18 protein-coding genes are annotated in these 13,003 nt (G+C 61.5%); 4 read left to right on the top strand and 14 right to left on the bottom strand.

Features of this window, described 5'->3' with window-relative positions:
- Positions 1 to 44: 44 nt before the first annotated feature.
- Entirely contained in the window at positions 45 to 941 is an 897-nt protein-coding gene (locus J5Y06_RS21685) for a LysR family transcriptional regulator (protein ID WP_209337293.1), read from the bottom strand.
- A 3-nt stretch (positions 942 to 944) separates the two neighbouring features.
- Positions 945 to 2,132, bottom strand: coding sequence for an amidase (locus J5Y06_RS21680; RefSeq protein WP_209337292.1), 1,188 nt, complete (start codon positions 2,130 to 2,132; stop codon positions 945 to 947).
- Between the two features lie 551 nt (positions 2,133 to 2,683).
- Between J5Y06_RS21680 and odc2 the strand changes: the two genes are divergently transcribed.
- The gene (gene odc2, locus J5Y06_RS21675) at positions 2,684 to 3,817 is read left to right on the top strand and encodes an ornithine/lysine decarboxylase (RefSeq protein ID WP_209337291.1); all 1,134 of its coding nucleotides are present in this window, start codon (positions 2,684 to 2,686) and stop codon (positions 3,815 to 3,817) included.
- A gap of 150 nt (positions 3,818 to 3,967) precedes the next feature.
- A complete protein-coding gene (locus tag J5Y06_RS21670; protein WP_209337327.1) occupies positions 3,968 to 4,549 on the top strand; it encodes a GNAT family N-acetyltransferase in 582 nt (193 codons plus the stop codon).
- 49 nt (positions 4,550 to 4,598) lie between these two features.
- Here the strand turns inward: J5Y06_RS21670 and J5Y06_RS21665 are convergent, their stop codons facing one another.
- From J5Y06_RS21665 to flhA, 7 genes are all read right to left on the bottom strand, one after another.
- Entirely contained in the window at positions 4,599 to 4,880 is a 282-nt protein-coding gene (locus J5Y06_RS21665) for an SCP2 sterol-binding domain-containing protein (RefSeq protein ID WP_209337290.1), read from the bottom strand.
- 109 nt (positions 4,881 to 4,989) lie between these two features.
- Positions 4,990 to 5,514: a hypothetical protein gene (locus J5Y06_RS21660; protein WP_209337289.1), complete on the bottom strand. Its 525-nt coding sequence runs from the start codon at positions 5,512 to 5,514 to the stop codon at positions 4,990 to 4,992.
- Positions 5,514 to 5,924 (bottom strand): hypothetical protein, encoded by a 411-nt coding sequence (locus tag J5Y06_RS21655; protein WP_245248256.1) that lies wholly within the window; start codon positions 5,922 to 5,924, stop codon positions 5,514 to 5,516. Before J5Y06_RS21655 ends, J5Y06_RS21660 begins: the two co-directional genes overlap by 1 nt.
- A 15-nt stretch (positions 5,925 to 5,939) precedes the next feature.
- The gene (locus J5Y06_RS23490) at positions 5,940 to 6,485 is read right to left on the bottom strand and encodes a rod-binding protein (protein ID WP_209337288.1); all 546 of its coding nucleotides are present in this window, start codon (positions 6,483 to 6,485) and stop codon (positions 5,940 to 5,942) included.
- Positions 6,486 to 6,550: 65 nt separating this feature from the next.
- Positions 6,551 to 6,940 (bottom strand): hypothetical protein, encoded by a 390-nt coding sequence (locus tag J5Y06_RS21645; protein ID WP_209337287.1) that lies wholly within the window; start codon positions 6,938 to 6,940, stop codon positions 6,551 to 6,553.
- Between the two features lies 1 nt (position 6,941).
- On the bottom strand, positions 6,942 to 7,694 hold the full coding sequence (gene fliR / locus J5Y06_RS21640; RefSeq protein ID WP_209337286.1) for a flagellar biosynthetic protein FliR: 753 nt from the start codon (positions 7,692 to 7,694) through the stop codon (positions 6,942 to 6,944).
- Positions 7,691 to 9,781 carry a flagellar biosynthesis protein FlhA gene (gene flhA, locus J5Y06_RS21635; protein ID WP_209337285.1) on the bottom strand — a complete coding sequence of 697 codons (2,091 nt, stop codon included), beginning with the start codon at positions 9,779 to 9,781 and terminating at the stop codon, positions 7,691 to 7,693. The genes fliR and flhA overlap by 4 nt, the downstream gene beginning before the upstream one ends.
- A gap of 192 nt (positions 9,782 to 9,973) precedes the next feature.
- On the opposite strand from flhA, the gene J5Y06_RS21630 reads away from it, so the two are divergent.
- Positions 9,974 to 10,309, top strand: coding sequence for a hypothetical protein (locus J5Y06_RS21630; RefSeq protein WP_209337284.1), 336 nt, complete (start codon positions 9,974 to 9,976; stop codon positions 10,307 to 10,309).
- Between the two features lie 88 nt (positions 10,310 to 10,397).
- Positions 10,398 to 10,700 carry a hypothetical protein gene (locus J5Y06_RS21625; protein WP_209337283.1) on the top strand — a complete coding sequence of 101 codons (303 nt, stop codon included), beginning with the start codon at positions 10,398 to 10,400 and terminating at the stop codon, positions 10,698 to 10,700.
- A gap of 15 nt (positions 10,701 to 10,715) precedes the next feature.
- Here the strand turns inward: J5Y06_RS21625 and blaOXA are convergent, their stop codons facing one another.
- Genes blaOXA through flaF form a run of 5 tightly spaced genes read right to left on the bottom strand, consistent with a single transcriptional unit; the run spans position 10,716 to position 13,000 of the window.
- The gene (blaOXA, locus tag J5Y06_RS21620) at positions 10,716 to 11,543 is read right to left on the bottom strand and encodes a class D beta-lactamase (protein ID WP_209337282.1); all 828 of its coding nucleotides are present in this window, start codon (positions 11,541 to 11,543) and stop codon (positions 10,716 to 10,718) included.
- A complete protein-coding gene (fliQ, locus tag J5Y06_RS21615) occupies positions 11,544 to 11,810 on the bottom strand; it encodes a flagellar biosynthesis protein FliQ (RefSeq protein ID WP_209337281.1) in 267 nt (88 codons plus the stop codon).
- A 4-nt stretch (positions 11,811 to 11,814) separates the two neighbouring features.
- The gene (gene flgD / locus J5Y06_RS21610; RefSeq protein WP_209337280.1) at positions 11,815 to 12,225 is read right to left on the bottom strand and encodes a flagellar hook assembly protein FlgD; all 411 of its coding nucleotides are present in this window, start codon (positions 12,223 to 12,225) and stop codon (positions 11,815 to 11,817) included.
- Positions 12,222 to 12,656: a flagellar biosynthesis repressor FlbT gene (flbT, locus tag J5Y06_RS21605; protein ID WP_209337279.1), complete on the bottom strand. Its 435-nt coding sequence runs from the start codon at positions 12,654 to 12,656 to the stop codon at positions 12,222 to 12,224. The genes flgD and flbT overlap by 4 nt, the downstream gene beginning before the upstream one ends.
- Entirely contained in the window at positions 12,653 to 13,000 is a 348-nt protein-coding gene (gene flaF, locus J5Y06_RS21600; RefSeq protein ID WP_209337278.1) for a flagellar biosynthesis regulator FlaF, read from the bottom strand. The genes flbT and flaF overlap by 4 nt, the downstream gene beginning before the upstream one ends.
- Between the last annotated feature and the right edge of the window lie 3 nt (positions 13,001 to 13,003).

Here is a 13,003-nt window from a genome sequence, read left to right as displayed (position 1 = left end):
GACACTCGCGGTTGTAGGCAGCCAAACTCGCGCGGAACTTTCGCTCAGCCTTCCCGCGCCTTGAACCAGGCGGCGAGGAAATCCACCAGCGCGCGCACCTTGGCGGGAAGATAGCGCCGATGCGGATAAACCACGAAGATGCCGCCGTTGCGCGGCATGCGATCTGCCAGCACCGTCACAAGCGTGCCGTCCTCGATGGCCGGCGCCGCGATAAAATCCGGAAGGACGGCAAAGCCGAGGTCCGACACTGCGGCCGCACGTGCGGCCAACGGGCTGTTGACCTCCATCGGTCCGCTGACCGGCACGCTGATCGTTTCCCCTGCCTCGTTGCAGAACGGCCAGTTCGAAAGCCAGCGCCCGTTGGTGTCGATGATGCAGGGCAGGCTGGTAAGATCCTGTGGCCGCGCCGGAACGCCGTGCTTCTTGATCGTCGCCGGGGACGCGCACACCACGGTTGAGAACGGAGCGAGCCGCCGCGCAATCAGGGACGAGTTTTCCAGTCGCGTGATCCGGATCGCGAGGTCGAAACCTTCTTCCACCAGATCGACGAAGCGGTCGTCCAGGTGGATTTCAAGGGTGATCTGCGGGTTTTCCTTGGCGAAGTCGATCATGGACTGGCCGATCGCTGCATCCGCAAAGGTTCGCGGCGCCGACATCTTGATGCGACCGCGCACGTCGCCGGCGTTTTCGCGCACCGTATCGGAAAGGCTGTCGATCTCGCGCACGATTTCCGCGGCGCGCTGGTAGTAGGTGTGACCGGCCTCGGTCAGGGAAAACTGCCGCGTTGTGCGGTTGAGGAGCAACGCGCCAAGCTCGTCTTCCAGCTCGCGCACATATTTCGACAGCAAGGCCTTTGAACGCCCGATCTTGCGCGCGGCAGCCGAAAAACCTTCTGCCTCCACCACATCGATGAAGGCGCGCATGCGGGTAAGCGTGTCCATGGATTATCCTTTCGCCGCCATCAGCTCGCTTGCCAGTTGCACCAGCGCCCGATCGCTTCCGGCGGGACCCAGGAGGGATAGCCCGAACGGCGCGCCTTCGGCCGTGCCAAGCGGGACCGTGATCTGCGGGAAACCCGACAGTCCGGACAGGCAAAGCAACTGCAACGCACGTTCGCGGTAGGCCTGGATGGCATTAAACCCCGCATCTCGCAGCGGTGCTGCGCCCGGCACCGTCGGCATCACCAGAACGCCGTCGTCCCCCAGCAAGTCCGCAAACGCCTTCGTGAACTCGGCCCGTGCGCTGTTTTCAGCCTCGTAGGTCGCCCGGTCGATCGTCGAGCCATATTCGAAGCGCTCCTTGACGCCCGGCCCGAGGCCGCGATCTCGTGCCGCGATCCAGGCACCATGCGTTGCCCAAGCCTCGAAGGCCTGGATCTTGCGGAAGCACCAGTACAGTTCTTCCGTGCTCGTCGGTAGCGCTGGAGCCAGTGTAGCGCCACCGAGCACGGTGGCGGCAATCCCCAGCATGCGTTCCAGCTCGGATGCTTCCCCCGTGCCGAGCACGAGCGCTTCCAGTGCGGGCAAGCGCAGCGGCCGCGTCAGGCGTATTTCCGCTTCCGTCCCGAGAAGAACATCAGCCACCTTGGCATAGGTTGCCGCGTCCTTCGCGAACCAGCCAAACGTATCGAAGCTCGGCGCCAGGGGCATCGCGCCTCCAAGCGAGACGCGGCCGTGCGTAGGCCGTAGCCCGATCAGCCCGCAGAAGCTCGCCGGGGCGCGAATCGATCCGCCCGTGTCGGAGCCAAGCGCAATGTCCGCCAGACCTGCTGCAACCGCAGCGGCTGATCCGGAGGATGACCCTCCGGTGACCCGCCCGGGTGCGGCCGTGTTGACGGGCTCCGGATAGTGCGCGTTCTGCCCCATCAAGGAGAAGGTGAGCTCGTCCGTTTGCGTTTTGCCCACGAATCGGGCGCCGGCGTCCAGAAGCTTTTGCAGCGACGGCGCAGTGTGTACTGCGGGCTCTGCTTCCGCGAGTCGGTGCGGATTTCCGCCGCCGGTCGGCAGGCCGGCGACGTCGAAAATGTCCTTCACCGCAAGCGTGAGGCCAGCCAAAGGGCCGGCTTGCGCATGCGGAAGAGCCCCGTCGTCGCCTGTCAGGAAGGCATTCACGCGATCATCGGCAAGGCTCATCGTTCAATCTCCGGATACGAGGGCGGCACCATCGTCCTTGCGGCGAACTTTTTCAACGGGGTCTCGTTTTCCCGTTGATTGTGACAGGCGGTCTGCATATATCCGCGCTTGCCCAAAGTCGCACATGCCTGTGGGCGTCCCCCGATCCTCGAAATGGCGAGGTTATCGGGACGGTATCCGGGGACTAACACACCCGGTCGGTTCAGCGGCCAACCGCCGATCCGAGGACGCCTTGAAGCAATGACGGTGAGGGCCTTTCTGGTCTCTGTCGGTGGTCCAATCGCCGGCAATTACTAAAGAGGCACACCTTCCTTGCCGGTAGTGCGGTTGGGTTTTCCCATCCAAGCCAAGGCAGACAAAGCGGGCAGGAGCCGGGCAGGCTTTTGCTCACCGCCGCGCCGTTAGTTGTTCTGGTTCCGGGGTCTCCACCGGCTGGTTCCAGGATCGCTATCGCGCCTTTGTCCACCACGCTTGCAGCGAGGCTCGTGAAGCCCGTGCAAGCGCAGCTTTGAGCACGCATCGGCTTACCGGTGCGGCATGGAGAGACTACCATGGCGACCCAGCGCATTCTCGATTTCCTCGCCACCCGACGTCCCGATGGTCCTTGCCTCGTGGTCGACCTCGACGTCGTACGCGACAATTTCCACGCCTTCGAAAAGGCACTCCCCGATTCCAAGATCTTCTATGCGGTCAAGGCGAATCCGGCGCCGGAAGTGTTGCGCCTCCTGGCACAGCTCGGCTCGTCCTTCGACACCGCGAGCGTTGCCGAAGTTGAGATGGCTTTGGATGCGGGTGCAACGCCCGACCGCATCTCCTTCGGCAACACCATCAAGAAGGAGCGCGACGTGCAGCGCGCCTTCGCGCTCGGCATCCGCCTTTTCGCCGTGGACTGCGTCGAAGAGGTGGAGAAGATCGCCCGTGTTGCACCAGGCAGCCGTGTGTTTTGCCGTGTGTTGACCGATGGTGCCGGCGCAGAATGGCCGTTGTCGCGCAAGTTCGGCTGCGTGCCGGCGATGGCGGTTGATGTTCTGCGCCATGCCAAGGCGCTCGGCCTCGACGCGCATGGCGTTTCGTTCCATGTCGGATCGCAGCAGTGCGACCTCCGGGCATGGGATCGTGCGCTGGGCGACGCCAAGATGGTCTTCTCGACCCTGGAAAAGGAAGGCATCGTCCTGAAGATGGTCAACATGGGCGGCGGCTTCCCAACCCGCTACCTGAAAGACGTGCCGGTGGCGCAGGCCTACGGGCAGGCGATCTTCTCTGCGCTACGCAAGCACTTCGGCAACGAGATCCCGGAAACGATCATCGAGCCGGGTCGTGGCATGGTGGGCAATGCTGGTGTCATCAAGTCGGAGGTCGTGCTGATTTCCAAGAAGGCCGACAACGACAATGTGCGCTGGGTGTATCTCGACATCGGCAAGTTCGGCGGTTTGGCCGAAACGATGGACGAGGCCATTCGTTACCCGATCGCCACGCCGCGTGATGGGGACGAAGTGGCGCCTTGCGTGCTCGCCGGGCCGACCTGCGACAGCGCTGACGTTCTTTACGAGAAGACGCCTTACCCGCTGCCGCTCTCGCTCACGATCGGCGATGAGGTGCTGATCGAGGGAACGGGTGCCTACACCACGACCTACTCGGCCGTAGCGTTCAACGGTTTCGAGCCGCTGCGCGCCTACGTCATCTGACATCCCGTCAGATCACGGTTTAGCGGGGCTATTCGGCCCCGCTTGTAACAATCTTCACAATTCCTGCCTGCGGCGGCCCATGTCTGCAACGACTGGGTGCGCCAGGTGTTTCGCCACTCCGCTGGAGTGGAAATGCCGAAGTGTCCTGCCATGAACGCCCTGCCTGTTGTCACCACCGAGATCCCCTCCGTCACGAGCCCCGCCTTCGTGCTCGGTCCCGAGCGCCTGCAGGACGTGACGCCGCGCGAGATGTTGCTTGATCGCGCCATGGGTCCCAACCGCAAGCGCAAGTCGTCCGAAAAGCTGCGGCGTGGCCGCAAGCCGGCGGAAGGCCTGGCCCTGGTTGCGCGTGACGAGGACGAGCGTCTGATCGGCACCGTCAGGTTGTGGAATGTGAAGCTCGGCGAGCGCGGCCGGTCAGCCCTGCTGCTTGGCCCGCTCGCCGTGGAACCCTCGGTCAAGTGCGGCGGTATCGGCTCAGCGCTGATGCGCGAAGCAATTGCGGAAGCGCGCCGTCTTGGCCACGGTGCCATCCTGCTTGTCGGGGATCCGGAATACTACGAGCGCTTCGGCTTCACGGCCCGGAAAACCGGTGATCTCGCCATGCCCGGCCCCTTCGAGCGTCACCGCTTCCTTGCGCTGGAACTGATCGAGGGCTGGCTGGATGGAGCCGTCGGCACGCTGAAGGCGTCTGGCCGCAAGTTTGGCGCCGTGCTGGCAAAGGCCGGCTGAGAACAAGTCCTCCCCATCTGCGAAAGAGAGGAGGACGATCTTTAGAGGCTTAAAGAAGCTGGCTTACGGCCATCGCGGCGGACATGTCGCCCTCGACCTTGAGCTTGCCGGTCATGAAGGCGGCGGTGGGGCTCATGTCACCCGCAACCAGTTCCTCGAAGTTTTCCCGTGATACGGTGATGGTGCAGTCGGTTGGCGCATCCTGCGTGCTGACATTCGTGCCGTCGAGCACGACCACACCATCGCCGCCGAGCACGAACTTCACCGACTTGTCGAATGAGGAGCCTGCAACACGCTCACGCAGCTTGGCTGCAATTTCTTCTACAGTCATGGTGTATTCCCCGGCTGTTCGGCATTGGAAGGAAGGTCTGAGCTTAAACCATTCGCTTCCGTTTACGTCAACGACAACACGCGGCGCCTGAGCGACGCGGCGGCCCTGGCTAGTGCGCGGCCGGCTTTACTTCGGGAGCTGGTTGCGGCGCAACGGTGCCTGTGGTTTTGCGACGAATGTTGTTGTCGCGGATGTCTTCCTTGGACAGGTAGTCGACCTGTTCCACCAACACCTCGTGGATCAAGGTTTCGCCGAGCTTCGTGTTGATGGCATCGCGGATGCCCGCCTTGAGGCCGCTGACATCGATCGTCTTGGCTTGCGCGAAGTCGATATCGGGATTGGAATAAAGGTAGCCATAAAGCTCGTCGACGATCAACGGCTGTGCGGGAACCGAAAGCCGCGCCATCTTTTCCTTTTCCACCGTGTAAACCAGACGGGCCAGGAAGTAGCCCTGAACTCCGCCTTCCTTGACCACCGGGATCGAAACAATATCGGTTTTCACGTAGTCGAGGCCGCCAAAATAGGGGGCCGGTGCTTCTTCCGCACCCTTGGGCGAGGCGGCGGAGAAAGCGAAAAAGATGGACCCTGCTGTTGCAGCGCAGATCCAGATCCCCGCGACGGCGAACTTCAGCATCAGAAGCTCCGGCCGAAGGTGCTTTCGGAATAGGTGCCGTCAGCCTCTGCCCTTTGAATGGCCGTTTGCATCATGGCGGCGACTTCCGTCACCGCCGACAGGTGCGCGGTGATCACCGTCTGGTTTTCAGCCAGCTTTTCGCGCAGTCGAGCCAGGCTGTCCTTGGCAGTCGCGGGCAGATCAGCGATGCCGTGCGCCTTCAAAGCCCGCGTCAGATCATAAAGATGCCGGCTCTTGCGGATGTTCGATCCTGCCACGTCAAACTGCAGATCCGAGCGGATTGACGCCGTTTCTTCCTCGATCGCCTGTTCAACGCGTTCGATGATCGTCAGCAGCCCTGCGACGCGCTCGCCGGTGTCGAGGTCGGGGACCAGGCGGCGCGAGGGAGCCACAGCATAGCCGTCATACATGGCGATCGTCTCTCATCAAGGTTTGCTGCTGGACTGAGTGGCTGCATCCTGGCGGATGGATTGGACGAGGCGCCTTTGCATTTCGTCGAGCAGGGCGGAGGACAGAAGCGCCTTGTCACCGCGAAGTTCGTTGACGCTTTCGGCGGTCGCGCCGGCGAGCGCCACCTTCTTCTTGTCCTCGATCGTGAAATCTCCGAGCAGGCGGTCGGCGATGCCGATCCCACCGCGTTTTGCCATCACGCCTGCGATCTGCTCGGCCAACATCGACTTCCAGATGTCGCCCGCCATCCCGCCGCCATACACAGTCTCGCTGTCGTTCGGCATCATCGACTGCAGGAAGCTTTGCAGGACCATGGCTTCGAACTTCTGGTGCGTCTGGGGGCGATCGCCTTGCTCCGTTGCGCGGACGACCGACGCGAAGCGAGCGGTGCCAGGTTCGGCAGGAAAGGTTTCAGAGGCGGGTGCAAGGGCTGCGAGCTTGGCTTTCGCTGCTGCGGCACGCTCGGGATCGGCAGCGCGAAGCACGTCAAGCACGATGTCGCTGGGAGGTGAGATCGCCACTTGGGTTCGGCTCCACGATGAGGCTTGCATCATCGCATGAGATGCCTTGCCGCAGGCTTGCCTCGTCAGGATCGATCGGAAGGTGGCCGCGCCAGGAGCGCTTCCAGCCGATCGCGGTCGCCTGATTGGCGGTCCTGGTGCGAGCGTGCTTCGCTATGGGCTTCATGGAGGCGTTCGGCCCGCAGCTTGGCAGCCATGGCTTCTTTTCCTGCAGCGTCGGCTTGAAGAAGGGCCTCGTCGCGGCGGCGGAGCGCGTCGGCGACGCGTCGGGCATAAACATCGGGGAAAAGGTCGGCGAGAGAATCCTCCGCATAGGATCGGCGGCTGATGTCTTCGGCTTCCTGTCCCGCTGCCATGGCTTGCGCCAGAAGCGTCGCGTACCGTGCTTCATGCAGGCCGCGGATTCGGTTTTGCACCGATGCCAGGTCACCTAATCGTTTGATGCGCTCGTCCATCTCAGCGGCCGATCGTTACGGGCATGAAGGCGTCGCCAAACAGAGTGAGAAAGGTGCTGGCGCCGAAATAAAGCAGCAGCATTCCCCCGGCGATCACGAAGGGCAGCGAGATGAAGTAAACGGGGATCTGCGGCGTCAGCTTGTTGACGAAGCCAATCGCCACGTTGACTAGGATCGCGTAGGCGATGAATGGGCTACCGAGGCGCAGCATTACCATGAACGCGTCTCGCATCGTGTCTCCGAGGTCGACCAGCGCGCCTTGAGGGTCAAACAGGGTTTCCACCGGGATGACCTGATAGGACTCGACCAAGGCCCGCACCACCTCGTGGTGGAAATCGAGGCTGAACAATAGCAGCAAGGCAGCGAGCGAGATGATAGAGGCAAGTGGGGCCTGTGGCTCGTTCTCCTCGATTGCCGTGCCTCCCACGGCGCCATAGCCGACCAAGGTTGCAATGCCTTGCCCGATGAAGCTCAAAGCCAGGGTGTAGATCCGCGCTGTCAGGCCGATCAGCGTCCCAACCAGAAGCTCGGATCCAATCAAAAGAAGAAGAGTGTTCGGGTTGCGGTCGACCGCGGGTCGGATGAAGCCGGACAGGTTCATCAACAGCGCGAGGGTGATCGCGACGGCCACGAACAAGCGGATCTGTGTTGGAACACGTGCGCTGGACAGACCGGGCATGACAATGAAGCAGGCGCCGATCCGGCAAAAGCCGAGAAAGGCGGTCAGAACCAGGAGGTTCAGCTCGTCGCTCAAGCGACGGCCCCGAGCACCCGTATCTCAACGCCCTTGGCAATCTCCACGTGGCTGAGCACAGGCAGCGTGGGGAACAAGCGCTCGATAATCATGCGCACGTAAGGACGGGCGTCAGGCGCCGTGACGATCACGAAGCGCTCACCGTTTTCGTGGTGCTGGCGGATTGCCTTGGCCGAGTCTTGGCCGAACTCTTCCAAAAGCCGCGGATCGATATCGAACTCCCGGATCTCGCCTTTGGCGTCTCGCTTCAGGCTCTGGTGGAACACGAGGTCCCAGCGGTTGCCGAGCCGAAGCACCTTGAGCACGCCGCCTTCAGTCAAGTCGCCGCAGATCTGCTGGGCCATGCGGATGCGAACATGCTCGACGATCTGTTCCGTGCGCCGGACATGCGGTGCGATCTCGGCAATGGCTTCGATGATGAGGTGGAGATTGCGGATCGAAACGCGTTCTGCCAGCAGCAGCTTCAGAACCGCCTGTAGGCCGGGGTAGGACAGGTTGGAGGTGCAGATGTCATCCGCAAGCTTCTTGTATTCGGGATCCTGGCGGTCGATCAGCGCCTTCATGTCCTTATAGGACAGGAGCTGCGGCAGGTTGTTGCGAATGACCTCAGACAGATGCGTCAAGAGCACCGACATGTTGTCGGCGAAGGCGAAGCCGTCGCGCTTGAGGTCTTCGGCAAAGAGTTCCGGTACCGAGAAAGCGCGCATGCCGAAGGCCGGCTCCTTGATTTCTTCGCCGGGGAACTCCGGCGGCTCGGCATTGCCGCCCAGCAGGACCATCAGTTCACCGACCCGCATCTGGTATTCGGCGACCACGGTGCCGTGGATCTTGATCTGGTAGGACTTGGGTGGAATCGAGAAGTCATCGGTCACCTTCACTTCCGGCACCACGAAACCGTATTGCGAAGCAAATTTCTTGCGCATCTTGCCCATGCGGAAGGCGAGTTCCTGATGCGAGGGCAGAAGCTTGGTGGAAAGCTGCTTGCCGATCAGGAGTTCGATCTCGGCTGTTTTCAGCGAATTCTTGACCGAATGACGCTCTTCTTCTTCCTTGGTGACCTCCTTTTGACGTTCGACCGCTTCGGCGGCCGCAGCGCGTTGGGCTGCCCGCTGAGGGATGAAATAGGCAATCGAGGCCATCGCCGCTGCCAGAACAAGAAAGGGGAAGGCGGGCAGGCCGGGCATGAGGCCAAGAACAACAAGCAGGCTGGCCGCCACCCAAAGGGCGCGGGGATAGGCACTCAACTGGCCGAAGACAGCCTGGTTGGTTGAGCCGCGCGTTCCGCCCTTGGAGACAAGCAGGCCGGCGGCGAGGGACACGATCAGGGCAGGGATCTGCGTCACCAGACCATCGCCAACCGAAAGCTTCACGAAGACATCGGCGGCTTCGCCCATCTCCATGCTGTGCCGCGCATAGCCGATGGCGATGCCGCCGACGACGTTAATGGCGGTGATGATCAGGCCGGCAATGGCGTCACCGCGGACGAATTTGGAGGCACCGTCCATCGAACCGAAGAATGAGCTTTCTTCCTCCAGTTCACGGCGACGTAGTTGCGCCTGCTTCTCGTCGATGAGGCCTGCAGACAAATCCGCGTCGATCGACATTTGCTTGCCGGGGATGGCGTCAAGGGTGAAGCGCGCGCCTACTTCGGCGATGCGGGTCGAACCCTTGGTAATCACGATGAAGTTCACCACGATCAGGATCAGGAAGACGATCAGGCCGATAACGAAGTCGCCACCCATGACGAGATTGGAAAAGCCGCCGATGACATAGCCGGCGGCGTTTGTGCCCTCGCTGCCATGGGTCAGGATCACACGCGTGGTGGCGATGTTCAGCGACAAGCGCAACATCGTGACGATCAGGAGCACGGTCGGAAAAGACGAGAAATCCAGCGGGCGCTGGATCCACAGCGCCACCATCAGGATCAGGACCGAGACGGCGATCGAAAAGGCAATGCCGATGTCGATCAGAAAAGCAGGGATCGGCAGAAACAGGATCGCCAGAATGACGATAATGCCGGCAGCAAAGGCGACGTCGCGGCCCCGGCTCTTTATCTGGGGCAATGCTGCCGTTTCTGTGAGTGCCATGCGCGTGCCCCGGCGTTGGTTGTTGCGCCATCGCACGCTGTTCTAGGACCCTAAACTTGCGCGGAGCCGGGCGGCGGCTGAGTTGCCGACGCGCTGGTTGATCAACTCTGCACTTCGTGAAGGAACAGTCTTTGGTTTGAAGACTTAAGCAGCCAAGATCAATCAGATGGCTTCGTGCCTAGGAGAAGAACAATGCGTAAGGTGATGACATCCGCTGGGCTCGCCCTGGCGGTCGCAATGGGTTCATTTGCCGGCGTTTCATCGGCGTTTGCCCAGGGACTTGAACTGCAGATCGGCCCGGACGGTATCAAGCCGGTCCAGCGCGATCGCGATCGTGACCGCGATCGTCGTGACGCCCGCCGCGGCGGCTGCTCGGAGCGTGAAGCTCGCGCTGCAGCCCGCGAGGAAGGACTGCGTGACCCGGAAGTGATCCGCGTGACGTCGCGCAGCATCACTGTTGAAGGCGACACGCGTCGCGGCGTGGAAACGATCCGCTTCGCCAATGCGCCGGGCTGCCCGGAAATCTGATTAACGGCAATTGCCTAAAAAAGGCCCGCAAGTGCGGGCCTTTTTTAGTTTTGGTGCTTGTCGCTGAACAACGGTTAGGAGGTCGGAAATGTACGGAACAGGGCATTCTGCTACACGCCCAACAGGTTCGATACCGCGTGTGCGGCGTGCTTATTGGGCGGTTGCTGCTTTCGCGCTGGGGCTTCCGCTTGCCGCGATGCCATTCACGAATGAAGTGAATTGGGGATTTTCCGACTTCCTCCATGCTGCGCTCCTGCTTGGCGGAACGGGCGTCGCTTTGGAGATTGCTGGCCGCACCATTCGAAGCCAAGGCGCGGCAACCCTGACAGCTCTGCTTCTGGTGGCCGTGTTGCTCGCAGTCTGGGCTCACCTTGCCGTCGGTGTCTTTTAGCTGCTCCTCACTGCTTCAGCGCGCGAGTTGGGCAGCTCGTTTTGGCCATTCTTTCAAGAGCTGCGCCTTGGCGAGGCGACCGGGCGAGAGTCCGGGCTCCCGTTCTCCCTGAATCAAACGGGCAAACACCAGCCTGCGGTTTTTCTGCTCGGCCCAGCCGACAAACCAGCCCCAACCCTGCGCGCGATCAAACTCTCCATTCGCCTTCCGCGGAAAGGCACCACCGGTTTTGCCCCACAAGCGCCAGCCGCCGCCGACATCCGCTTCCTCAACGATCGCCCGAGTGTTCGCGACCGCCTGCTCGGTGACCGAAAGCTTCCCGTTCAGCAGGCGCGTCAGAAAGGCGACTTGTTCCCGAGGGGAGATCTTTAGCGACGAGCTTATCCAGGCGCGCTCCAGACCATTGTTCTTGCCGGGGTCGCCGGTGAAATCGGCATTGCCGTAGCCGAAGGCCTTCGAATAGCGGCTCAGTTCAGCCGCGCCGATCACAGGCGTGATGCGTTGGGAGTACCAGACCACCGAATGCTTCATCCAAGCGGCGGGATCTGTCGGTCGGCGCCAGGCAGCGCCACCCCAATCCGGGTCGCCCTCTTTCCATTCCCAGGTCGGCGCGCTGGTGCTCTTCAACACGCCGGCATCAAAACCCATCACCGCTAGGGCAATCTTGAAGGTGGACGCCGGCGTAACACGGGTTTGGCAATCGCCTTCTTCCGTCAGGATCTCGCTTGTGGCGGCGTCCGCGACAATCGTGCAGATCATCCGCGCTTCGGCGGACTGACCCGAGCCAAGCAGCAAGGCCGCAGCGGCGGCCAAAAAGAACGTCGGGAGCTTTGGCGTTCTCATTTAGAAGCCCGTTTCAACGCGCTCGAACACCACCGTCGTGAAGGCGGAAATCTGGCCGCCAATAAAGGGTCCCGACAGCGACACCACGATCAGAATGGCAATGATCTTGGGAACAAAGGTGAGGGTGATTTCCTGCACCTGGGTGAGTGCCTGCACGAGGGCAATCGCGATGCCAACCACCATAGCAACAATCACGGCCGGCGCCGAAGCCGTCAGTACGGTCCAGATGGCAAACTGAGCGATGTCCAGTGCGTCGGCTTCGTTCATGGCGCTATTTGACCGTCACGCCCGGGCCAATCACGACCTCCGAGCCGTCCTTCAGAACTGCCGTGATGTTGGTTGCGCCAAGCTTCACTTCCGTCACCACGCCGGACACTCCCCCATCGGGCGAAGTGACGGTGCGGCCGATGATGGTGTCGGCCTGCGCGAGCGATGAAGCCTGCATGATCTGCGTCAGCTTGGTGTTTGTCTGGATCGCCTGTTCCACTTGGCTGAAATTCGCAAGCTGCGAAACATATTGCGTAGAATCCATCGGATTGGTGGGGTCCTGATGCTTCATTTCTGCAACAAGCAGCTTCAGGAACGACTGGTAATCGACATTTGCCTTGGTAGCGCCCTTGTTTTCGGCGGTCGGGATGACGGCATCGGCCGGAGGCAGTTGCGGGGTAATGGCCAAGGTCATTCTGCCGCCTCCAAGGGTGCCATTTCGGCGCGCTGATCCGTGCCCTTCAATATCCCGACTTCCTCTCCGAAGAGGCCGCGGATCGTCCGCAGCGCCTCAAAGGTCTCGCCTTCCGCAACCATGCGATCCACGTCCTTCAGCGTCGAGCGGATGCTTTCCGAGGTGAAGGTATCGAGAAGAATCGGGAGCGAGTTGCGAAACAGATCGCGTGCCTGCGCGGCATCGTCCGGGTTCATCAGGATGATCTGCACGATAAAGTAAAGCTGCCGCAGGGGTGATGTCGCGTCTTCCGGCTGCATCACATGGTTTTGCAGAAGAAACTGTACATCGTTGAGAAATTCCAGCGAGACCTTCCTGTCGACGCTGATCACAGCGCCGTTGACGTAGATCTTTTCCCCCGGCTTCAGCGCAATCTTCAGCTTGCTTTTCATTGGATCCCATCCCGAATGATCTGCGACACGTCGATCAGTCCGTCGAAATTCTGAGAACGGCCCTGACGCACTTCTTCCGCTTCCCGCAGGAGCCAAAGCCCAATCGAGATCAGGTTGGCGCGGAGTTCCTTCGGCAGGGAGTTCTCGGGGTTGCCGAGATCTTCCACAAAGGTGGTCCAAACGCGGTTGAGAAAGAGGATCGCTTCCGTCGACTGATGACTTTGCGCACCTGCCGTCCGCGCGTCACGAAGGAGATCGATCGATCGCGACAGCAGCTGGCGTTCGCGGTCGCGCGAGTCTGCCACGGAGTCGGATTGGATCTCGGCATAGCTGAATTGGTACATCGT

It is taken from the genome of Tianweitania sediminis (genome assembly GCF_017813335.1).
Lineage (GTDB): Bacteria > Pseudomonadota > Alphaproteobacteria > Rhizobiales > Rhizobiaceae > Tianweitania > Tianweitania sediminis.
Note: the sequence above shows the minus strand (reverse complement) of the source record. Positions and strands in the feature narration are given on the sequence as shown.